Annotated in this window: 17 protein-coding genes; 8 read left to right on the forward strand and 9 right to left on the reverse strand. The window is 60.1% G+C overall.

Translation table 11 applies throughout. The annotated features are described in order from the left end of the window. Positions 1-8: 8 nt before the first annotated feature. Positions 9-1,175, forward strand: coding sequence for a DNA-processing protein DprA (gene dprA / locus AC0QKW_RS24250; RefSeq protein WP_473153687.1), 1,167 nt, complete (start codon positions 9-11; stop codon positions 1,173-1,175). A 4-nt stretch (positions 1,176-1,179) separates the two neighbouring features. Here dprA and AC0QKW_RS24255 read toward each other — a convergent pair whose 3' ends face one another. After that, a complete protein-coding gene (locus AC0QKW_RS24255) occupies positions 1,180-1,743 on the reverse strand; it encodes an FHA domain-containing protein (protein WP_473153688.1) in 564 nt (187 codons plus the stop codon). 421 nt (positions 1,744-2,164) lie between these two features. Between AC0QKW_RS24255 and AC0QKW_RS24260 the strand changes: the two genes are divergently transcribed. Both AC0QKW_RS24260 and AC0QKW_RS24265 read left to right on the forward strand, forming a co-directional pair. Beyond that, on the forward strand, positions 2,165-3,604 hold the full coding sequence (locus tag AC0QKW_RS24260) for a 1-acyl-sn-glycerol-3-phosphate acyltransferase (RefSeq protein WP_473153689.1): 1,440 nt from the start codon (positions 2,165-2,167) through the stop codon (positions 3,602-3,604). 71 nt (positions 3,605-3,675) lie between these two features. After that, complete coding sequence (locus AC0QKW_RS24265; protein ID WP_473153690.1) at positions 3,676-5,001, forward strand: ATP-dependent DNA helicase; 1,326 nt, start codon at positions 3,676-3,678, stop codon at positions 4,999-5,001. A gap of 43 nt (positions 5,002-5,044) precedes the next feature. On the opposite strand, the gene AC0QKW_RS24270 is transcribed toward AC0QKW_RS24265, so the two are convergent. From AC0QKW_RS24270 to AC0QKW_RS24280, 3 genes are all read right to left on the reverse strand, one after another. Then, entirely contained in the window at positions 5,045-5,431 is a 387-nt protein-coding gene (locus AC0QKW_RS24270) for a nitrate reductase associated protein (protein WP_473153750.1), read from the reverse strand. 142 nt (positions 5,432-5,573) lie between these two features. After that, positions 5,574-6,836 carry an MlaD family protein gene (locus AC0QKW_RS24275; protein WP_473153691.1) on the reverse strand — a complete coding sequence of 421 codons (1,263 nt, stop codon included), beginning with the start codon at positions 6,834-6,836 and terminating at the stop codon, positions 5,574-5,576. Positions 6,837-6,998: 162 nt separating this feature from the next. Beyond that, positions 6,999-7,862 carry an ABC transporter ATP-binding protein gene (locus AC0QKW_RS24280; RefSeq protein WP_473153692.1) on the reverse strand — a complete coding sequence of 288 codons (864 nt, stop codon included), beginning with the start codon at positions 7,860-7,862 and terminating at the stop codon, positions 6,999-7,001. Between the two features lie 254 nt (positions 7,863-8,116). On the opposite strand from AC0QKW_RS24280, the gene AC0QKW_RS24285 reads away from it, so the two are divergent. Continuing rightward, positions 8,117-9,499, forward strand: coding sequence for a gluconeogenesis factor YvcK family protein (locus AC0QKW_RS24285; protein WP_473153693.1), 1,383 nt, complete (start codon positions 8,117-8,119; stop codon positions 9,497-9,499). A gap of 22 nt (positions 9,500-9,521) precedes the next feature. Here AC0QKW_RS24285 and AC0QKW_RS24290 read toward each other — a convergent pair whose 3' ends face one another. Further along, the gene (locus AC0QKW_RS24290) at positions 9,522-9,785 is read right to left on the reverse strand and encodes a hypothetical protein (protein WP_473153694.1); all 264 of its coding nucleotides are present in this window, start codon (positions 9,783-9,785) and stop codon (positions 9,522-9,524) included. A 199-nt stretch (positions 9,786-9,984) separates the two neighbouring features. Continuing rightward, entirely contained in the window at positions 9,985-10,167 is a 183-nt protein-coding gene (locus AC0QKW_RS24295) for a hypothetical protein (protein ID WP_473153695.1), read from the reverse strand. Between the two features lie 1,136 nt (positions 10,168-11,303). Between AC0QKW_RS24295 and AC0QKW_RS24300 the strand changes: the two genes are divergently transcribed. Then, a complete protein-coding gene (locus AC0QKW_RS24300) occupies positions 11,304-11,495 on the forward strand; it encodes a hypothetical protein (RefSeq protein ID WP_473153696.1) in 192 nt (63 codons plus the stop codon). 102 nt (positions 11,496-11,597) lie between these two features. On the opposite strand, the gene bioD is transcribed toward AC0QKW_RS24300, so the two are convergent. Together bioD and AC0QKW_RS24310 are read right to left on the reverse strand one after the other, a co-directional pair. Beyond that, positions 11,598-12,326 carry a dethiobiotin synthase gene (gene bioD, locus AC0QKW_RS24305; protein WP_473153697.1) on the reverse strand — a complete coding sequence of 243 codons (729 nt, stop codon included), beginning with the start codon at positions 12,324-12,326 and terminating at the stop codon, positions 11,598-11,600. Positions 12,327-12,360: 34 nt separating this feature from the next. After that, positions 12,361-14,280 (reverse strand): protein kinase domain-containing protein, encoded by a 1,920-nt coding sequence (locus AC0QKW_RS24310; RefSeq protein ID WP_473153698.1) that lies wholly within the window; start codon positions 14,278-14,280, stop codon positions 12,361-12,363. Between the two features lie 360 nt (positions 14,281-14,640). On the opposite strand from AC0QKW_RS24310, the gene AC0QKW_RS24315 reads away from it, so the two are divergent. The 3 genes from AC0QKW_RS24315 to AC0QKW_RS24325 all read left to right on the forward strand — a co-directional run bounded on the left by AC0QKW_RS24315 (position 14,641) and on the right by AC0QKW_RS24325 (position 20,766). Beyond that, positions 14,641-16,227, forward strand: a complete 1,587-nt coding sequence (locus AC0QKW_RS24315; protein ID WP_473153699.1) for a DUF697 domain-containing protein — start codon at positions 14,641-14,643, stop codon at positions 16,225-16,227. 169 nt (positions 16,228-16,396) lie between these two features. Beyond that, the gene (locus tag AC0QKW_RS24320) at positions 16,397-17,779 is read left to right on the forward strand and encodes a DUF697 domain-containing protein (protein ID WP_473153700.1); all 1,383 of its coding nucleotides are present in this window, start codon (positions 16,397-16,399) and stop codon (positions 17,777-17,779) included. Positions 17,780-18,150: 371 nt separating this feature from the next. Then, on the forward strand, positions 18,151-20,766 hold the full coding sequence (locus tag AC0QKW_RS24325; RefSeq protein WP_473153701.1) for a sensor domain-containing protein: 2,616 nt from the start codon (positions 18,151-18,153) through the stop codon (positions 20,764-20,766). Here AC0QKW_RS24325 and nblD read toward each other — a convergent pair. After that, positions 20,726-20,944 carry an NblD family protein gene (nblD, locus tag AC0QKW_RS24330; RefSeq protein WP_473153702.1) on the reverse strand — a complete coding sequence of 73 codons (219 nt, stop codon included), beginning with the start codon at positions 20,942-20,944 and terminating at the stop codon, positions 20,726-20,728. The two genes, AC0QKW_RS24325 and nblD, sit on opposite strands and share 41 nt — an antisense overlap. Positions 20,945-21,044: the final 100 nt, after the last annotated feature.

Consider the following 21,044-nt stretch of genomic DNA (forward strand, 5'->3'; position numbering starts at 1 on the left):
GAGAACCGATGACAGAACGAGCCTATTGGCTAGCCTGGGCCCAGGCTAAGGGGCTAGGCCCAATTTTGCTCAAGCGTTTGCACAGTCATTTTGGTGATTTGGCTACCGCCTGGCATGCCGACGGATCTGACCTATTGGCCATAGAGGGCATTGGTCTAGGGGTGGGATCTAGCCTGGTGAGCTACCGGCAAACGGTGTCGCCCCTCGAACTGCTAACCAGTTTTGAGCAACGGCACCCCAACTTTTGGACCCCGGCGGATGCCGACTACCCGGCCCTGCTCTACGAAATTACTGACCCGCCGCCGCTGCTTTTTTATCGGGGCCGCAAAGAGCTAGCCAGCGCCCTGGCTGGCATGCCCTCGGTAGGTATTGTGGGCACCCGCAGCCCTTCAGACTATGGCCAGCGGTGGACCCGCCGTCTGACCCAGCAGCTAGCCGCCCACGATGTGATTGTAGTCTCTGGTCTGGCCAAGGGGGTCGATCGCTACGCCCACCAGCAGGCCCTCGATAGCGGTGGCCTCACCATTGCCGTGCTGGGTACAGGAGTTGACCAGGTTTACCCCTGGGTCAACCGCGCCCTGCACGATCGCATTGCCCAAGAGGGGCTACTGCTGAGCGAACACCCCAACGGTACCCCGCCCGATCGCGCCCACTTTCCCCGCCGCAACCGCATTATTGCCGGGCTGAGCCGAGCGGTGGCGGTGACCGAGGCCCCGGCCCGATCGGGGGCGCTGATCACCGCCCAACTGGCCAACGACTATGGTCGTGACGTGTTTGCCCTGCCGGGTGCGATCGACAACCCCAACAGCGAGGGCTGTCTCGATCTGATCAACCAGGGAGCCCAAATGATTTTGAACGATCTCACCCTCGTTACTGCCCTAGGACAACTGCCCGCCCTCAGTCCTGCGTCTCCAGGCCTGAGTCGCTTGGGGCTCGAAGCAGGGCGCAGCAACTCGGGGCCAGATCACGACTCGACGCCCACCCCGGCAGCGCCGCCGTTGCCCCCCGGATTGACCGAGGTATTTACCGCCATTGGCCCAGAGCCGATCAACCTTGATCATCTGGTGCAGCAGCTTGGTAAACCCACTGGGGAAGTGCTAGCCGCCCTGGTGCAGCTAGAGATGCTGAATCTGGTGACACAGTTGCCCGGTAGCATGCGCTACCAGCGCTGCTGAGGAGCTAGCAGTCATCCCACACGGGCTGATTGCAGTGCTGATACAAAAATTCAAACCGCAGGCTACCCAGCTGTACTAAGTCGCCATCTTGCAGGTACTGGCGCGCAGCGGGCACTAGGCGACGACCGTTCACCCAGGTGCCCTCTGGGCTGCCCAGATCGCTGATGAAAAAACCCCGTAACGGATCAAAGTTAAGGGCCGCATGGCAGGGGGCAATGCCCGGCTGGGGCAGGGCCACGCTGCAACGTTGCCCCTGCCCCAGCAGCCAGCGGGTGCCGCATAGGGTGACCTGAATCGTGCGATCGGGGTTGATGTTGGTGCTGATAAAGGCGCTGTCACCCGCGACGATTCCCTGGACGTACCAGCTGGTACGGCAGCAGTGGTTTTGGGCCGTCAAAATCGGATCGATCACGTCGGCCACCTGCTCGAGGTCGTAGCTCAAGTTGCTGAAGAGCGTGTCGAGCAGCCAGGGCGCCGTGGGCGCTGCCCCCTGATGATGGGCACTGTGTCGTGGGGCGTTGCTGTCAAGCTGCCCCGCACCGGCAGGAAAAAAAGAGGAGGAAACCATAACGAACCGTCAAAGAACCGCTAACTGTGTCTCTAGAGGGGGCCACTCACCAAGCCCACCAGCCAAACCGTAGCGGCTTGACTGCGGAGGCGTGAGGTTGGGGTGTATCTGCCCTATGTACGGCGCTCAGGCCCAAAGCCTTAAGCGTTGTAGAAACTCCTGAGGGAACGATGCAAACTGTCTGTGACGATTTTCCTCGAAGGCTTGACCGGTCTTGGTGCAAGTTGTGGTCATTAAACTGGGTTTTGGTTGACGGCACAATAGCCCAATAGGGAGTGCTTATCAAAGCTTTATGAACTCTCCGAGAATTTACCTAGAGCCTTCAAACCGAGGTTGAGGTTCTGACTGCTACCCATTGGTGCCTAGAGGGCAAGCCTGCTATATCATCAGGGCGTATACACCACCGTTTCGGGGGAATCTCGTGGTTAACCTTGCTACCCGTGCCCAGCCTCCCCTTGAGTTTATTCCGCCCAATTTAGATGCCCGTGTGCTGGCGCTGATGCGGTGGGGTATACCCCACTGGATGCGGTGGCGGGAGCAAATTCTCCAGGTAGACGTGGTCAATACCGATCGCCTGGTGCAGTTGTATCAGGCTTTTAATGATGGGGAGAGCCGGTTTTTGCTGGCCTTTCGCCACCCTAGCCCCCAAGATTCGTTTTGTCTGGCCCACCTGATGTGGCAGGCGGTGCCCCAGCGGGCGCGGAAAATGGGTATTGACCTCAAGGGGCCGGTGCACATGCACTTTATCTACGATCGCGGTATTCCCCTGTGGGCCGGTGACTGGGTGGGGTGGCTCTACGGCAGGCTAGGGGGCACGCCAATTCAGCGGGGCAAGGTCGATCGCCAGGGGCTCAGATCGGCTCGCCAGCTGCTGGCCAACGGTCGATTTCCTCTGGCGGCGGCCCCTGAGGGGGGCAACAACGGCCACACCGAAATCGTCAGCCCTCTGGAGCCAGGGGTGGCCCAGATGGGCTTTTGGTGTGTCGAAGACATGCTCAACCAGGGTCGCCATGAACGGGTGGCGATCGCCCCCCTGGGCATTACCTACCGCTACCTCACCCCGCCCTGGCGAGAGCTCGATCGCTGGCTCGATCGCCTGGAGCAGGCCAACGGCCTCACCCCCCCGGATCCCGCCTACCCCCTGGGCGACACTGCCCCAGCCACCCTAGATCAACGCTATCGCCGTCTCTATATTCTGGGTGAACACCTGCTGACCCTGGTAGAAAACTACTACCAAGAGGTCTATGGGCTGCTGTTAACCACCGTCCCCGACGCCAGTGGCGAGGCTGACAGCGATCGCTTTACCCATCGCCTCGCCGCTCTGATGAATGCCGCTCTGCAGGTGGCCGAAACCTACTTTCGCCTGCCCGCCAAGGGTAGCCCCATCGATCGCTGCCGTCGCATTGAGCAGGCCGGGTGGGATCGCATCTTTCGCCAAGACATCGTCGGTGATCCGCCGCTGTCGGCGGTGCAGCGGGGCTTAGCTGACCGAGAAGCCGAAGAGGCGGGCCTGCGCATGTGGCATATGCGGCTGGTCGAAAACTTTGTCGCCGTCACCGGCCAGTACGTGCGCCAGCGCCCCTCCGCCGAGCGCTTTGCCGAAACCGTGATGATCTTGCGCGACACCCTGTGCCTGATCCAGGGCGAAAACCTCTTTCCTCGGCCCAAGCTTGGCCCCCAGCGGGCGCAGCTGACGGTGGGAGAGCCGATCTGGGTGAGCGATCGCTGGCCCGACTACAAAGCCAGCCGCAAACAGGCCGTCGCCCAGCTCACTGCCGATCTGCAAACCGCCCTAGAGGCCATGGTCATTCCTGCCAATGCCGACCTTGGCTCCACGGTGGCTGAGGTTACCCATGGGTAGGCTTCAATGCGGCCTATCCGCCAGAGATAAAAATCGGGCTACTCTAGGTGTAGAACACCTGTTCAGCGCCAATGGCATCACCCCAGGCAAAATCAAAGCCCAGTGACTCAAAGCCCAGTGACCCTGGCGTTGCCCTGACCACCGAGCAGAAGGCCGCGCTGGAGTCGCTGAACGCCTTTGTGCAGGGTACAGAAAAGCTCTACCTGCTGACCGGCTACGCGGGTACGGGCAAGACCACGCTGCTCCAGGTGTTTGTCAACGGGCTGCGCGATCGCGGCGATGATCGCCCCATTGTGCTCAGCGCCTTTAGCAACAAGGCCACCAAGGTACTGGCGGCGATGGCGGCCCAGTGGCGGCTCGATATTGACGCCATGACCTGCTGCAAGCTGCTGGGTCTGCGCCCAGTAATCGATGAAGAGAACGGCAAGCAGGTGTTTGCCATCGATCGCCAGCAGGCCAGTCAGATCGATCGCTACCGCCTGGTAATCGTCGATGAGTGCTCGATGATCAACCAAGAGCTGTGGGAGCTGCTGGTCAACGCCGTTTCCAACCTGTACCGGGGCACTCAGATTTTGTTTGTGGGCGACCCGGCCCAGCTGCCCCCGGTGAATGAGCCCGAGTCAGCCTGCTTTAGCCAGATTGTGCACAAATCTCAGCTAACCGAGGTGGTGCGTTACGGGGGGGCGATCGCCGTCATCGCCGAAGACCTGCGGCGCAATCTGGAGCGCGACACTCTGCCCCGCTTTACCCCCGACACCAACGCCACCAACACCGAGGGCTGCTTTGTGCTGCCCCGCCATGCCTGGGAAACGCTGCTGATTCGCGCCTTTACCAGCCCCGCCTACCAGCAAAACCCCGACCAGGTGCGCGCCCTGGCCTACACCAACCGCCGGGTGGCCCAGCTCAACCACATCATTCGCACCGCCATCTACGGCCCCAACGCCCTACGGTTTGTGCCCGGCGAACGGCTGATTGCCATCACCCCCTGCCTGGAAGAAGAGACTATTGTGCTGCCCACCTCCGCCGAGTGCGAGGTGCTCCACATCGCCCGGGGCCGCGAGGGCGAATGGCCCCTATGGATTCTCGAAGTCGAAACCGAGGCCGGTGACTTCAAGACCCTGCGAGTGCTCCATGAGTCGGGTCAGGGCGAATTTAAAGCCAAGCTCGACGGTCTAGCCAAAGACAAACGCTGGATGGAGTTTTGGGACTTGCAGCAGCGCTTCCACGCCGTTGACTACGCCTACAGCCTCACCATTCACAAGAGCCAGGGCTCCACCTTTCAAGACGTGTTTGTGGACGTGCCCTCTATGCGGGCCAACCGCAATGTGACCGAGCGCAACCAGCTCTGCTACGTGGCCTTTACCCGCGCCGCCAAGCGCCTGTTTTTACACCAGTAGCTGGCCCTTGTCTATCCTGGCATCTCCTGATTATCTTTCTGGGTTACGGTACCAGGCCAAACTCCACCAGAGCGGGGTAGAAATTGCGGTTTTCGTGGCTGGGACGGCTGAGCTTGATCAGGGCAAAACGCTGGAGTGGAGTGAGCGATCGCCATTGCTCTAGAGACACCGCCGCCCCCACCTGGGCGGCCTGGGCGATCACCTCAGGGGGCACCAACTCGCTCTCCCAACCGGGATTGGGCTCGATGGGCAGGGTGCCAGCGGGAGACCCCTGCACCTGGCACACCAGGGCTTGCACCGCGCTGGCATAGGCGGCGATGTCGTCGACCGGCAGCTGGGTCAACCGCAGGCGATCGCCCTCACTAAAGCGATGCCAGTGCTCTAGCTTGAGCTTCACGCCGCAGCAGTCAAGCTTGAAGCGCACCTGCATGGGAATACAGCGCAACGACTCCACAAAGTCGGACTCAAAACCAAAGAACTCTGTCCCTGGTTGAGGCTGAACGTCATCGTTCTGCGATCCACCGACAGGGGCAGGGGGCGAGGGGGTTGGAGGCATGGCAAAGACACAAACGCTAGCGGGGCTGCATCGAGTGAACATTGAGCTGATAGGTCTGCCCCTGGTGGGTAATCACCAACGGCCCTGGGCCAGAGTTCTCCGGGGGCGGCGGGGCTCCCACGAGAGGAGTAAAGGTGACTCGGTCGACCTGGTTGCCAGCAGAGGGGGTCAGGGCTTGGGCCACCTGGCTCGCCTGATCTAATTGCTCGCTCAGCGATACCAGCGTGCTCAGACCATTGATCAAATCGCGAATGTTGCGCCGCAGGGCCGGGTCGCCCGTGAGCTCATCCACATCGGCTAGCACCTTGTGGGCGCTTTGAAACACCGTGCGGGCCGAATCTAGGGTCTGCTGTAGTGTGACCAGATTTTCGGGACTGTTAAAGGTGCCGGTAATCGATCGAATGTCGGCGGCCGCCAGAACCGCATCGGCGGAGAGACGGTCTAGATTGACCAAAAACTCGCTGTTTTGAATGGCAGGGCTGAGAGTAGTGGTAATGGTTGCGATATTGGCGGTGCTGCGGTTGATGCTATCTAACGTGGTGGCAATGGTGTTGCGGTTGGCGACCACCAGCTGGTTGACCGCCGCTCCGGTGACCTCAAACTCAGCAGCGGCGCTGCCGATGTTGTCGGTGGCGCGGTTGGCCGAATCCATCAGCGGGCCTAGATCTGTTCTGACCTGCTGGGATAGCGTCATCAACTCAGTGGAGAGCAGATTGGCATTATTGGTCAGGTCTACGGCTTTGTTGAGGGTTGCTTTGAGATCGGCGATAATCTCGGGGTCGGCAAAAGCGTCGGCAAGCCCCTCTGCCGATCGAATCAGTGACTCATAGCTGACTCCAACCTGGCCTGGGATGCGATCGCCGTTGCAGATAATCGCCTGCCCCTCACAGTCGGCTTCATGGGGGCTGACGAGCCCTTCCTCGGGGGTCAGCAACCGCACGGGGGTGATATCGATGGTGGTATCGCCAATCAACCCCGACTGATTGACAAAAATCGACGCGTCGCGGGGAATGCGCAGATCGCTGCTGCCAATTTCGATGGCCACATCCACCTCGTTGGTGGTTGGCACAATGCGCAGCACTCGGCCCACCCGTACCCCCCGGTAGCGCACATTAGCCCCTTCTTGAATGCCCAGGGTATCTGTAAACACCAGGGTGGCCCGATAGGTCTGGCTGCGGGGGTTGAGCCCCCGCAGCCAGAGCACTAGCCCGCCAAACAGCCCCACCGCCATCAGGATCAACAGCCCGACCGACCCCTCTCGAATTGCCCTTGCCCGCATGGTGCCCTCTTACCCCAACCGCTCAAGTCTGGTACCTGAAAATCTATCGCTAAAATCTATCCCTGCCCTAGCTTGCATTCGATATCCTATCCCAGGTTGACGAGCGGCCCAAGCCGTCTTTCAGGAATGCACCGATCGCCCTGCCGCTGACATCACTGACCGCTACTGCACCATTTGAATAGGCCCATCGACGCGACCGCTGAAAAACTGCCGCATGTAGGGGTTATCGGTATCGTCTACCGCTGTCACCGGCCCCTGCCACTGAATGCGCCCCCGGTGCAAAAAGATGACGCGGTCGGCGGTGCGACGAATGGTGCTGTCTTGGTGGGTGACAATCAGATAGGAGCTGCACCCATTGCTGTGCTGAATCGTGCGAATCAGGTCTTCAATCACCGTTGAGGCGATCGGATCAAGACCTGCGGTGGGCTCATCGTACAGCAGCAGCGCTGGGCGGTCCTGAGGGTTGTCAGGGTTAGACACGATCGCCCGGGCAAAGCTCACCCGCTTGCGCATGCCCCCCGACAGCTCCGCCGGGTAGCGGCGGCCAATGCCGGGCAGCCCCACCATTTCAAGCACTTCCTCCACCAGGTACTGAATCTGACGGGCAGGCAGGGTTGAGTGCTGGTAGAGCAAAAAACCCACATTTTCTTCAACGGTGAGCGAGTCAAACAGCGCCGCCTGCTGAAATACCATGCCAATACCCACCGGGTCGGGGGCATCTTCGATCAGCCCGTGCCGCAGCTGCCCAGCCACATAGATTTCTCCGACATCGGGGGAGAGCAAACCAGCAATGATGCGCAAAATGGTCGACTTGCCAGTGCCTGACGGCCCAATGATGGCGACGGCCTCTCCGCGATGCACGGTCAGATCGACGTTGTCGAGCACCTGGTTGCTGCCAAAGCGCTTAGAAATACCCCTAAGCTCCAGAAGCACCTGGTCATCACAGCCGCTAACAGCGGCACCCCGCCTCTGCTCTGGCAAAGAAGAACTGGCTGGGGAGAAGCGGTCATTCTGGGCGTTAGCCATACACACAGTCCCATCGGCCTGATTGACGTTGACTCATTATTAACAGACTCAAGGGTGTATCCATGTCTTGACTCTATCAAATAGCCGCTAAAATCGAAGGCGCTAGTCATTTACCCCTAAGAGTAGCCCAACTAAAAGCAACATCCCTTTCAAAAACGCGACCCCAGGGCTGGTCGTGGTGAGGTTGCGGATAAGTTTTGGTTAGAACACTCTCAGGTTGGTCAAATCGCCCAGCACCCTGTCAGTCTTTTCCCATGTCATCAAAACCCTTTCGCACGGCTCTGACTAAGCTTTTAAGTCGGGTTCGGCAAGAGACCCTAACCCTTGCTCCGCCGCGCCGCATCAACCGACTGGTGTGGTGGTTAGCACCAGGGCTATTGGTCAAGCGATGGCTATTTCTCAGCATGGTCGGGGTGCTGCTGGTGGGCATAGGAGTCATGATCTGGCTCAAGCTGACGCCGGTATTTTATACCGGCCGAATATTGGGGGCGGCTATTCGAGCCTTTACCACCCATGTGCCGAGCTATATTAGCGGCCCTCTAGGCGTGTTGCTGGGCCTAGGGCTAATTCTTTGGGGCCAGAGCCGCACGGTGGGAGCAATCACCGATGTTCTGATACCGGGTAACGAAGAAGACTTGCTCGATGCCCTACTGGCTCAGCGGCGGCTGTCTCGGGGGCCAAAAATTGTGGTGATTGGCGGCGGTACTGGCTTGTCGAATCTGCTGCGGGGGCTTAAGCAGTACAGCTCAAATATTACGGCGATTGTCACCGTGGCCGACGATGGCGGGTCTTCGGGGCGGCTGCGGCGGGAGATGGGGGTGCTGCCGCCGGGGGATATTCGCAACTGCCTGGCCGCCCTAGCCGATGAAGAAAAGCTGCTGACAGAACTGTTTCAATATCGGTTTGAGGCAGGGAGCGGACTGGCGGGGCACAGCTTTGGCAACCTGTTTTTGACCGTCATGAATGAGATCACTGGCGATATGGAGCAGGCGATCGAGGCGAGTTCTAAGGTACTGGCAATCCAGGGGCAAGTTCTGCCTGCCACTCCCAAAGATGTGCAGCTGTGGGCTGAGCTGAGCGACGGGCGGCGGATTGTAGGCGAGTCAAAAATCACCGAAGCGCGCGGTCGCATTGTGCAAATCGGCTGCTTGCCCCCCAACCCACCCGCTCTGCCCAAAGCCATTAAGGCGATTGAGGAGGCCGACTACATTGTGATTGGCCCAGGCAGCCTCTATACCAGCATTATTCCTAACCTGCTGGTGCCGGATCTGGTCAAGGCGATCGCCGCCCAGCGGGTGCCGCGCATCTACGTGTGCAACATCATGACTGAGCCCGGCGAGACCGATAGCTTTTCAGTGTCTGACCATATTCGAGCGATTGACACGGCCTGTGGTGCCAACCTATTTGATGCGGTGCTGGTGCAAAAGTCTATGCCCTCTGACGCAGTGATCAGTCACTATGCCCAGGCTGGCGTGGGGCCAGTGCTCCTCGATCGCACCGCCATCATTGAGTCGGGTCGCCGCATTATTGCCGCCAACGTCATGGAAGAGGGAGATGACCTCACCGTCAGGCATCAGTCTCAGCGCCTAGCGCGGGTGCTGCTGCGCTGGTACTCACGCACCCAGGGGCTCTGGTAGCGGGCTTTGGATGCAGACCTATCTAGGAGGGGTCAGACTTGAATCGTTGGCTGACCCAGCCGACGACTCCACTGGCGATCGCCCCGGCCATCAAAACACTCAAGGCTGGCAATATCAGCGGGCTCCAGAGGGAGTACCAGAGGTCGAGCCCCAGGTCTAGGTTCATCGATCGCCCTAGCACAGCCACCAAAAACCAGCCCAAGCTGAGCAACACTAGACCCAGATCAGCCACCAGTACCCAGCTAATCAGGCTCGAAAGGCGTTGGGTTATGGGTGTTTTATTCATTGACTTCTCTATGTGAGGCAACGGAAAATAGGGGAATGAAACCAAATTCAAGTCCAGCAGTGGAGTTCTGCCTGCGGGAAAACTATAGAACAAAATAGGCTGCTCTAGGGTCAGAGCAGCCTATTCAAAAGCCTACAGTTATGAACTGAATGATACACAATTACCCCTAGTTCAGACAGGTGGCTGGCCCCACGGCAATCTAAGCATCTAGGTTCTGAACGAGCAGATTGTCGGGGTCTACGTAGTGGCAAACGGCATCGTCAACACAGATCAAGGCCCAGCCAGAGGCCTCAATGCTGACTAGCTCATAATCAGTATCTTGCACAAAAAAGCCTTTGTGATTACGAGTTTCGGGCTTGACTCCAACGGGGTTAGCAGACATGACTTTGCTCTCCAGAAAACAGCGACCAGCAGTGTAAGCCCACTCCAAGCCCGAAGTAAAGGTCTGCCTGGGGGCGAACGATCAGCTCCGAACTGGGATAGGGATAAAAAAGCTTATGACTTAGATGAGGAAATCCTATCATTGACTTCATGAGAAGTTTATTAAGTAATTTATGGCTTTATTGCGAACCAAAGGGATGTCAACGAGCGGGGGCGCGATCGCCCTCCTATTCCTTCGCGGCAACTCGTTGATTTTCGGCTTGCTGATGTCCAAAACACATATTTTCTACCGTCAATAGATTGTTTACCTAAGTTTTGTAAATATTCTGGGAACCCGAAATTTTGATCAAAAAACAGTAAATATACTCAGCTTACATTCTGGGTTTTTCCTCAATTGATGACGTTAGCCCTTGATCCCCGACTAGTTTTTGTGGTCTAGGTTTTGCCAGGGCGATCGCAAACTGGTTCTTCAATGCCTGACCTAACGCTTGATTACGCCTGCTTGCGACCAAAGAGATGTCCCTAGCACTCATTTCCTCGTCGTGGGTATAGGCGATCAAGTCAGGCTGCCTTTCACCGAGTTGGGTGCGGCCTCTAACCGCTATACGGTTTTTAACTACCAGCACGTCCTGATTTAGGGCGGGGTCATCGTCGGCAAAGTAGAGGCGTTTTAGGTCAGTTCCTGGCCAGAGTGCCCCTAGGGGCCACCGCCACCAGGGCCAGGTAGGGTGAGATCTGGACAGTGAGAACCGCGGTCAAGCTTGCCATAACCAGCCAGCGCCGTCGCTGAGTCACATTGAAGCTGAAGATAGATCCCACAAGTTGCCTGTGCTCCTGCCCGCCCTGCCCCGAAATCTTGGCCAATACCATCATTGGCACGGCACCTGTTCATAATTTTCGAAGGTAGAGTCGCGGTTGCCCATAAAAAAACCAGCTTTTCTCGACCACTCCAGAGGTAAGCGCGTTAGAGTTGGATGATTGCTTTTTTTCGATATCTTTGGGGCATGCCATGGAGACCTGTTTGGCCTGCCCAGGTTTAGCTGAAAGACCTGCAACAAAAGAATCTGTAGCGCTTTCCAGGCAGGCCAAATTGGAGTTAGAAGTGTCAACGTTTCAGGGTGGTTTAAGGAGTTAGGTATGTGGTTTCAGATTCCCCCCCCGGCCCCGGCAGTTGAGGCGATCGCAGCGGTAGTCGTGGTGTCCGACAGTTTGGCCGCTGACTGCGAGAAGGGTAGCCGCGACTGTTTTCCAGAAGACCGAGTGGGGCTAGGCCCTGAAACAATCACCTACCAAGTCTTAGATCTCAGGAGAGAAAACGTGCTGATCTAGCCCTAAGGAGCTTAGTAGGCAACCAGGCTGATTGTTGCAGCAGCCCCCTGGGGTTAAATATATAAGGTCTTGGCTAGTTTGCCGACAGTTTGCTGGAAGGACCTAGGCGCGCCCTCCAGCTAGCTCTGCCTGCTCACGCCCCAGAACTGGCTGGAGAGTTTCTAAATCTAAGGTGGCCGCCGCCGCCACGAGTTGGGGCAGTGATTCTGGGTCAGCTAGATAGGGCAAGGTGCCCAGCACTGGGGTTTGGGCCAGCTGAGCAATCAACGCCGCCGGAGCCCAGCGATCGACCTGCTCTGGGTCTAAGGGCTGGGGACAGTTGAGAATGATGCCCCGGAGGTCAATGCGCTGCTGCCGAGCCAGGGCCACATTGGCGATCGCCTGGGCGATCGCCCCCAGCTTCACCGGCACCACTAGCACCGTCGGCAGATGCCAGGCGGCGGCCAAATCGGCCACGGTCAGCTCGTAGGTGACGGGGGAGCCCAGCCCCCCCAGCGCCTCGACCAGCACCCAGGGGTGCTTTTGGGTGGCGGCTTCGAGCGAGCGCCAGGCCAGGGTGAGATCGACCGATCGCCCCTCTAGCTCGGCGGCCAAAGGGGGGGCCAGGGGAGCGTCAAAGTACTGAGACGTAATCGCCCCGAGGTCAGTGGTAGGGAAAAACAGCCGCTGGTACAGCTCGCGATCGCCCACCCCCGACTGAAAGGGCTTGAGCACCGCTGGAGCCTCCGTGGGTCGGTGCCGCTGCCAGTAGGCCAGCAGAGCGCTGGTCACCACGGTTTTGCCCACCTCGGTGTCGCTACCCGCCACCAGCAAAGCATTGAGAGAAGCCATAGACCTTAATTCCTAATCGCCCTAATCAATCGCCCTAATCAACCGATACTCGCAGCACATAGTTAGACGGACGGGGCGAACTCACATCGATCAGGTAGTCGCCGCCCTGGGGTAGCTGCCCCTGCCACGACAGCACCCGCGATGCATCAGGAATCAGCTCGCCCCCTGGGAAGCGCACATCCAGGGTGACTGGGCCACTGACTGTGGGCAGATCGAGTGTCAATATCTGACCGGCCTGGGCATTGACCAGGTAGCGCCGCGATCGATCTTGGTTGACCTGCCCCGACACCTGCACGCTGGTCTGCCCCGGCGGAATCTGCACCCGCTGCTCAATCACCGTCCCTGTAGAAGGCTGCTCTGGCGTCGGCTCTGGCGTCGGCGTCGGCACCATCGGGGGCTCGGGGTCGACGGTGGGCTCGGGCTGAGGCTCGACGGTGGGGCCGGGCTCGGGCACAGCGCTCAGGCTGGCCTCCAGCTCATAGTCGCTCTGCTCTAGGCCTTGCACTGGCCGCAGCTGAATAGTGTAGTCGCCGTCGGCGGGCAGGGTGCCCTGCCAGTTGAGCACCCGCTGGGCCGATCGCTCCACCGGTTGGCCTTGGGCGGTGAGCACCGTCAGCAATACGCCTTCGCCAGTCATGCGAGCCATCAGCACCTGTCCCTCCCTAGCGCTGACGCGGTAGTTGATGGTTTCATTGCTGCGCAGACTGCCGGTGACTGTGCGATCGGAGCCGGGCTCAAGGGTGAGGTTTTGGTTGTACTCCACCGGGCTGGTATCAGGGGTGGGGGTCGGCTCAGGGGCCAGAGTAGGCGTTGGCACTGGGTCGAGGGTGATCTCGGGGCTGGGCACTGGCGTCGGGGCAGGGGTGCGATTGAGCAAGCTCACCACCGTCCAGCCGCCCAGGCCAGCCACCAGAGCCAGGGCACCCCCGATCACCGCTACTGCCCAGGGGTTTTCCCATACAGAGCCATCGTCGGCGACGGGTACTGGGGTGGTGTAAGTGGGGGTTGGCCGCAGGCTTGGCCCAGCCTGCGGCCCAGGAGAAGCTATCTGGGTTGGTTGGTACTGCCGCCCCACCGCTACCGTTCTCACCTGGGAAGGTGGGGCCACGGGCGAGGCCGCCATGCCTGCGCTACCCAAAGCCTGAGCCATTTCGCTCACCGACTGGTAGCGATCGCCCGGTCGGTAGCTGGTCGCCCGCTGCAACACCTGGAGCAGGCCAGGGCTGATAGTATTGGGCAAATTCCAGCTAAGGTTGACGTCGTCAAACAAGTCTTGGGGCTCTCTGCCGGTCAGCAGCACGATCGCCGTCACGGCCAGGGCATAGAGGTCGCTGCTGGGATAGGCCCGGCCCGACTGCATCTGCTCGCTAGGGGCGTAGCCCAGCTTGCCCACCGAGGTTGCCTGACTAAGGCTGCCCCCCGGCGGCTGAATGCGAGTGACCACTTCTTTGACCACGCCAAAGTCGATCAGCACCGGCAGCCCATCGACCCGGCGCTGCATGACATTGTCGGGGCTAATGTCGCGGTGAATAATGCCCTTGCTGTGGATGTGGGCCAGCACCGGCAGCATCTGCTGCAAAAACTGCCGTACCTCCGCCTCTGAGAAGGCCATGCCCTGGCGCAAGCGATCGTTGATCAGATCGCGGTAGGTAATGCCGTCGATATAGGCCTGCACTAAAAAAAGTCGCTGATTTTCCTCAAAAATGGCCTGAAACTTGGGAATCTGAGGATGATCAATGCTGTGGAGAATGTTGGCCTCCCGCTGAAACAGCTGGAGCGCCTTGTCAGAAAACTCACTCCCCTGCTGGGGCTCTAGCTCCTTGACGGCTACCTTTTCATCAAAGCGATTGGTGTCTTCGGCCAGGTAGGTGCGCCCAAAGCCACCGTGCCCCAGCTCTTGCACAATGCGGTAGCGATTCTGAAGGATAAATCCATGGGGCAGGGTGGGGTGCATGGCTTGAGTAGCGGGGCAGTAACGGAGTTAGAGACATCGGGGGCGATATTTGCAGGCGAAGGCAGCACCAAAAGGCGGCTAACCTCAGCGAAACATCGCTACACCAGTTTACAGTAGGATTACCGGCGACTTCACGCCTTCACCTCACCCTAGACCTCGGCTGACCCGATACGGCTCTACGCTGCCCCGAGGTGGGAAGTCCCTACTGGAGCCAGAGCTGCCCCTTTGCCACAATGAAATCACTGTCAGTATCGGCCCAGTTGGCACCTAGGACGTTTTAGATCAGGTGGTTTTAGTTCAGGTGATTTAGGCCCGCTGGCAGTAGCCCCCATCCATGCTGAAGGAAGCGAATCACAGGCCATGGGCAACACCGATGGTATGCAAAAGCAAGCTGCTGAGCCCAAGCTGGGTTTGCCCAGCGTCAATCTACCGCTTCCCACCGCTGTGCCTGACCTGCTCAAGCGCCCCTTGCTGGTGGGCGGTTTGGGGGTTTCGGCCACCCTGGCGCTGGTGGGTACAGTGCACGGCAGTCTCTTTGACAGTTCTACACTGTTGAGTGCCCTGGCCCTGGGGTCGGGCATTTGGTGGTGGCGGCGAGGCGATCGCACCCTACGTCATGCTGGATCGGCCCCCAAACCCGTTGCGCCGCCGGTTGTCGATCGCAGTCGGGTCGAGCGAGAGCTAGCCAGCCTCAATCAATTAATCGATGCCCTGGCCCAGGAGCTAAACCTGGCCAGCAAACTAGAGAATGGGTCAGACGCTGTCAGCGCCTATCGCCAGGCGCACCAGGCGCTAGTGGCCGACCTCGATCGAGAGCGTCTTCAGGTGGCGATCGCGGGCGACCCCCGCACCGGCAAAAGTACTTTGCTCAATCTGCTCACCGCTGACGGTCTCGCTGGGGACGGCCTTGCCTTTACCGAGGTGCCCCTGGTGGCTGGGGCCAGCCCCGACTGGCTCAACTACGACGGAGTGCTGCTAGTCACCGATGGCGACATTACTGCCAGTGCCCTGGCGCTGTTGAAAGAACGGGTGATTGCCGGTCAGGCCGCAGTGCTGGTGTTCAATCGACAAGACCACTACGACCCAGCAGACCAGCAGATTATTTTGAGTCGGCTTCAGCAGCAGGTGGCCACCCTGCCTGCCTCGGTGCCGGTGGTCGTGACTGCCGCCGCCCCCCGACCGATCAAGGTGCGCCGCCACCAGAGCGATGGCACCATCACCGAGACCATGGAGACTCCGGCTCCGGCGATCGCCGCCCTGACCACCACCCTCGCCACCGCCGTGGTGGCCCAGCACTCGATCCTGGTGGCCGCCACCGCCCTGCGGCGCACCCAGGCTCTAACGCAGCAAGTGCAGACCCATATCAACCAGCTGCGCCGCGATCGCGCCCTGCCCCTGATCGAACAGCTTCAGTGGGTGGCCGGGGCCGCTGCCTTTGCCAACCCCGTGCCCACCCTCGACCTGCTGGCCACCGTCGCCATCAACGCCCAGCTCATTCTCGACCTGAGCAAAGTCTACGGTTTTAGCCTCAACTTAGACGAGGCTAAAACCGCCGCTGGCACCCTGGCCAGCCTGACAGTCAAGCTGGGCCTCGTAGAACTCTCAACCCAGGGGCTCACCGCCGTACTCAAAAGCCACTTTGCCACCTACCTGGCGGGCGGCCTAGTCCAGGGTTTGAGCGCCGCCTATCTCACCCGCATGGCGGGCCTCAGCCTGGTCGACTATTTTGAACAGGCCGCCCTGGTGGGCACCGCCGCCACCGACCTATCCTGGGCAGCCCTTGGTCAGCGCTTGCAGGCGGCCGTGCTCCCCAACCGCCAGGGCAGCCTGCTAAAAACCCTGGCCAAGCAGGGTATCGAGATCCTCAAGCCCGCCCAACTGCCCGCTGGCACAGCGCCTGCGGTGGAGTTGACGGCTGAGTCGGTTGTCGTCGCCGAGGAAAGGTGAGGGGGTAGTGGGTAAAGCAAATTCTAAGGTTTGAGTTTGGATGATGCACAAAAGCTCAAAGCGAAGCAATAGCCTCCAGCTCGCGATCTCTGCCTCTCGCTAAATCAATGGTGGGCACTGCCCACCCTACAGGTTCTCCCCTCTATCTACTCAAAACTCTCCCCCACCTATGCCCTCCCCCCTGCTCCAACGTGCCCGCCAAACCCTCTCTCAGGCGGTCTCTCGCTACTCTGAAGCGGGCCTGACCGGTGCTGCCTCTGAGGCTCCCCCCCACCAAGCGGCGCTGAAAACGGGACTGGGGCAGTTGCAAAGCCTGAGCGACAAGCTAGAGTCGCGCTGCCTGCGGGTGGCGGTATTTGGCTTGGTCAGCCGGGGCAAGTCGGCGGTAATCAACGCTCTGGTAGGCGAAAACCTGCTCGAAACCGGCCCCCTGCATGGGGTCACCCGCTGGCCCCGATCGGTGTCCTGGCAGCCCCAGATCGACGATGCCCAGCCCTGGCAGATTGAGCTGATCGACACCCCCGGCCTCGACGAGGTGGGCGGTGCGGTGCGGGCCGACATGGCCCAGACAGTGGCCAGTCAAGCTGACCTGATTTTGTTTGTAGTGGCGGGTGACATCACCCAGCTCGAGTACGACGCTCTGCTAGAGCTGCAGCGGGGGCAAAAACCTTTGCTGCTGGTGTTTAACAAGGTTGATCTCTACCCCGAAGTTGATCGTCAGCGGGTGTACGACACTCTCCAGCAATTGCGAGCAGGCTTGAACCAGGCCAGCCCCGCCCCCCCGATCGCCGCTGATCAGTTGGTTATGGTAGCCGCTAACCCGGCCCCGCTGCGGGTGCGCATCGAGTGGCCCGACGGCCGCATCGGCGAAGAGTGGGAACCCCAATCTCCCCAGATCGAGCCCCTCCGATCGGCGCTGCTGACGCTGATTGGCCAGGATGGATCGGCCCTGGTGGCGCTCAACGCCCTGCGCCATGCCCGCGCCATTGAAGCAGACCTAGTGGGCCATGTCAGCCAGATACACAGCGATCGCGCCGACGATCTGATCTGGCAGTTTGCCAAATATAAAGCGGCGGCGGTGGCCCTCAACCCGATCGCCGGGCTTGACCTGCTGGGCGGGGTGCTCACCGATCTGGTAATGATTCGAACCCTGGCGCGGCTCTACGACTTTCCCATTACCAACCACAAGGCGGGGCGGCTGTGGCGGGCGATTCTCAAAAGCTCGGGCACCCTGCTGTTGAGTGAGCTGGGCAGCGGGCTGCTGGGGGCAGGCAAAACCACCGCCGCCCTGGTGACCCTGGTAGACAGCGCCTCGGGGGTGGCGGCCTTGGCCGGAGCCATGACGGCCCAGGCCAGCGCCGCTGGCTACGGCACCTATACCGTAGGGCAGGCCGCCAAAACCTATCTGGAGCAGGGCTGCACCTGGGGGCCGGAGGGGGTGAGCGCCACCCTGGTCACTCTGCTCAACGAGACCGATCGATCGACCACCCTGGCCCAGCTACGCCAAGAGGTGCAGGCTGAGCTGGTAGAAGCTGCGATCGCTGAGCGCTAGGGGCTGTCTCCAAGAATCAAATGTGGCAGCCCCTAGCCTGTGATTTGGGACGGGCGTGGCAGGGCTGATCTCACCGGGGTTTTGGTTGCAATTGAGGATACGCCCTAGGGTGCAGGGGCGGAGCTGTTGCCCCGAAGGCCGAGCCGGGTATGCTTGAGGTACTTGCGTTAGCGGGGCACCAGGGTTTTGTACTGGTGATGCGATGCTGGAGGGCTAGCCTCTGGTGCCCTGTATGTTTTAGGCCCTAGGGCACCCTTTGAGCCCCAATCAACCGACGCCGTACCGAGCAAACGCTATGCCTAGGGAATGCTGTATCCACAGGCCTAGAGCCTGAAAGGCCATGATTACTTTCTCCACGTCCAGAGTTTTCTATGGTCAGTGAGCCCCTGGGGGCGATCGCGTCCTCGTCTCCCCTTTGTCAGGACGACTCAGCCGCTGCGGGTAACGGCTTTGACCCGCCTGCTAATCGGACAGTAGTTGCCGAACGCTATGCCGCGCAGCTCTGTCTCAAACAAACCCAGAGCGCCTTTGCCAGCCTATTTCACCACAGCCCAGACCCGATGGCGGTGACGACATTTCCTGAGGGGCGGCACCTGTTGGTCAACGCCAGCTACGCCCGCTGGCTGGGCCGCTCCACTAGCGAAATTCTTGGGCGGCGGCCCGCTGACCTGGGCGTTGTGCACAATCGGCGGCAGTTTGCCCGGCTGCGGCAGCAAATTTGCGATCGCGGCAGCATTCAAAACATTGAGATCGACTCGTGCTTTGCCGACGGCCAGATTCGCACGCTGTTGGTCTCTGCCGAAATCACCCAGCTAGATGGACAGACCTGCCTACTCTCTGTCGGCAAAGACATCACCGATCGCAAGGCCATTCAGGCGACCCTCACCGCCGCCGAAGCTCGGTTTCGGGCCATTTTTGAGCAGATGGGGGTCGGGGTTTGCCAGGCCAGCCTAGACGGGCAGTTGACCGACGCCAACCCCGGCATGTGCCGCTTGCTGGGCTACAGCCGCGCTGACCTGGTGGGCAAAACGTTTGTCGAGATCACTCACCCCGACGATGTGGGGCTCGATTTGCAGCACTACAACCGTCTACTGGCCGGCGATCTAAACTCATTTACCATTGAAAAGCGCTACTGCCATCGAGACGGCAGCTACGTTTGGGTGGCGTTGACGGTGTGCCTCGTGCGCGACGACCAAGGCACACCGCTGTTTAGCATTGGGGTGTCTCAAGATGTCAGCGATCGCAAGCAGGAAGAGGCCGAACGCCAGGCCGCCGAGCTGGCGCTACAGGCTTCCCACCGCCGCATTCACAACATTTTAGAGAGCATTACCGACGCCTTTTTTGCCCTCGATCAGCAGTGGCGATTTACCTACCTCAACCGGAGGGCCGAGCAGGTTTTGCGGCGATCGCGCCAGCGGCTGCTGGGTCAAAACCTCTGGCACGAAATTCCTGAGGCGCTGGGCACCAGCTTCGCTAAAGAGCTGCGCCGGGCTATGGCCGAGCGGGCCAGCCTCACCGTCGAAGACTACTTGGCCCATGCCGACAGCTGGTGTGAGTTTCACGTCTACCCCACACCGGAGGGGCTGGCGGTGTACTTTCAAGATGTCAGCGATCGCAGGCTGATCGAAGAGCGCCTGGCCTATGAAGCCTTCCACGACTCCCTCACCGGTTCGCCCAACCGGGCCTATTTTATGGATCAGCTCACGGCGGCGGCGCTGGCGGCTAAAGCCTCTCGGGAGGTGGTCTTTGCGGTTTTGTTCATCGATCTCGACCGGTTTAAGGTAATCAACGACAGCCTCGGGCACCTGGTGGGCGACCAGCTGCTGATCGAATGTGCCCAGCGGCTGGGGTCAGTGGTGCGCGAGGGCGACCTGGTGGCGCGTCTCGGCGGCGACGAATTTGCCATTTTGCTGCGCACCATTGCCACCATTGACGATGCTCTGGCGATCGCCGATCGCATTCACCAGGTGTTGCAGACGCCTTTGGTGCTAGCCGGGCGGGAAATTTTCATCAGCGCCAGCGTCGGCATTGCCTCTACCCTCACCGGAGCCGTGGAGGCCGTAGACTTTTTGCGTGACGCCGACACCGCCATGTACCAGGCTAAAGACCAAGGGCGGGGACAGTCAATTTTGTTTGACCCGGCCATGTATGAGCGGGTGAGCACCCGCCTTACCCTTGAGAATGACCTACAGCGGGCGATCGATCGCCATGAACTAACCCTGCACTATCAGCCCATTGTCGATCTGGCGACCGATCAGCTGATCGGCTTTGAGGCCCTGGTGCGCTGGCACCATCCCCGCTGGGGGCTGATCTCCCCGGCCCAGTTTATTCCTCTGGCAGAAGAGACCGGGCTGATTTTGGTCATTGGTGCCTGGACTCAGCTAGCCGCTTGTCAGCAGCTACAGTGCTGGCGGCAGCTACACCCCCAGGCAGCGGATTTGGTGATTAGTGTCAATCTGTCGGTCAAGCAGTTTGCTAACCCCCACCTGATTGACACCATTGATGAAACGCTAGCGGTCACGGGTCTCAGCAGCGATCGCCTGCGGCTCGAAATCACCGAAAGCGCCCTGATCGACAATCCTCAAACGGCTGAGGCCATGCTCAAAGCGCTGCGCGAACGGGGCATTCAGCTGGGGATTGACGACTTTGGCACCGGCTATTCGTCCCTGAGCATGGTGCACCAGTTTCCTATGCAGATGCTCAAAATCGACCGGTCGTTCATTCACTCCATGGGGGCTGACCCTCGAGGGGTGGCGATGGTGCAGGCGATTTTGGCCCTGGCCCAAACCCTGGGCATGACTGCGATCGCCGAAGGGGTCGAAACCGAAGGCCAGCTCAATCAGCTGCGTCAGCTGGGTTGCCCCTATGCCCAGGGCTACCACTTCGCCAGCCCCCTACCCGCTGACCAGGCCGAGCACCTGCTGCTGCACTGGCCCCAGAGGCCCGCTAGCGGGGCAGGTCAGGCCGGTAGTAATCGCTGGGGTTAGGTGCCTGGCTACCGCCGTTTTTGTTGATGCAGCCGGGCTTGTCGACGTAGCGGCAGACTCGGGCGTAGAGCCGGGCGCGATCGCCCGGTGGCCCAGCCGAAAACAGCACGCGATCGCCCCCCACAATCCCGACCAAAATCTTGACGCCGCACACCGAGCAGGTTTGAGGTTCTGGCATAGATCAGCAACCCATAGAGCAACCAAAGACAGCTTACCGCGTTGGTCGGCCTCGATGGAGGCCAGAAATGGGTCTGGTCGCCATGGGGTGTGATCCCAAA

Source organism: Pseudanabaena sp. PCC 9330 (assembly GCF_055795045.1).

Coding starts and splice junctions, on each gene's coding strand:
- AC0QKW_RS24285 (WP_473153693.1), top strand. CDS start 8,117: ATGTCATCAAAACCCTTTCGCACGGCTCTGACTAAGCTTTTAAGTCGG.
- AC0QKW_RS24280 (WP_473153692.1), bottom strand. CDS start 7,862: ATGGCTAACGCCCAGAATGACCGCTTCTCCCCAGCCAGTTCTTCTTTG.
- AC0QKW_RS24295 (WP_473153695.1), bottom strand. CDS start 10,167: ATGTCTGCTAACCCCGTTGGAGTCAAGCCCGAAACTCGTAATCACAAA.
- AC0QKW_RS24320 (WP_473153700.1), top strand. CDS start 16,397: ATGCCCTCCCCCCTGCTCCAACGTGCCCGCCAAACCCTCTCTCAGGCG.
- AC0QKW_RS24275 (WP_473153691.1), bottom strand. CDS start 6,836: ATGCGGGCAAGGGCAATTCGAGAGGGGTCGGTCGGGCTGTTGATCCTG.
- AC0QKW_RS24315 (WP_473153699.1), top strand. CDS start 14,641: ATGGGCAACACCGATGGTATGCAAAAGCAAGCTGCTGAGCCCAAGCTG.
- AC0QKW_RS24265 (WP_473153690.1), top strand. CDS start 3,676: ATGGCATCACCCCAGGCAAAATCAAAGCCCAGTGACTCAAAGCCCAGT.
- dprA (WP_473153687.1), top strand. CDS start 9: ATGACAGAACGAGCCTATTGGCTAGCCTGGGCCCAGGCTAAGGGGCTA.
- AC0QKW_RS24325 (WP_473153701.1), top strand. CDS start 18,151: ATGGTCAGTGAGCCCCTGGGGGCGATCGCGTCCTCGTCTCCCCTTTGT.
- AC0QKW_RS24300 (WP_473153696.1), top strand. CDS start 11,304: ATGTGGTTTCAGATTCCCCCCCCGGCCCCGGCAGTTGAGGCGATCGCA.
- bioD (WP_473153697.1), bottom strand. CDS start 12,326: ATGGCTTCTCTCAATGCTTTGCTGGTGGCGGGTAGCGACACCGAGGTG.
- AC0QKW_RS24270 (WP_473153750.1), bottom strand. CDS start 5,431: ATGCAGGTGCGCTTCAAGCTTGACTGCTGCGGCGTGAAGCTCAAGCTA.
- AC0QKW_RS24310 (WP_473153698.1), bottom strand. CDS start 14,280: ATGCACCCCACCCTGCCCCATGGATTTATCCTTCAGAATCGCTACCGC.
- AC0QKW_RS24255 (WP_473153688.1), bottom strand. CDS start 1,743: ATGGTTTCCTCCTCTTTTTTTCCTGCCGGTGCGGGGCAGCTTGACAGC.
- AC0QKW_RS24290 (WP_473153694.1), bottom strand. CDS start 9,785: ATGAATAAAACACCCATAACCCAACGCCTTTCGAGCCTGATTAGCTGG.
- nblD (WP_473153702.1), bottom strand. CDS start 20,944: ATGCCAGAACCTCAAACCTGCTCGGTGTGCGGCGTCAAGATTTTGGTC.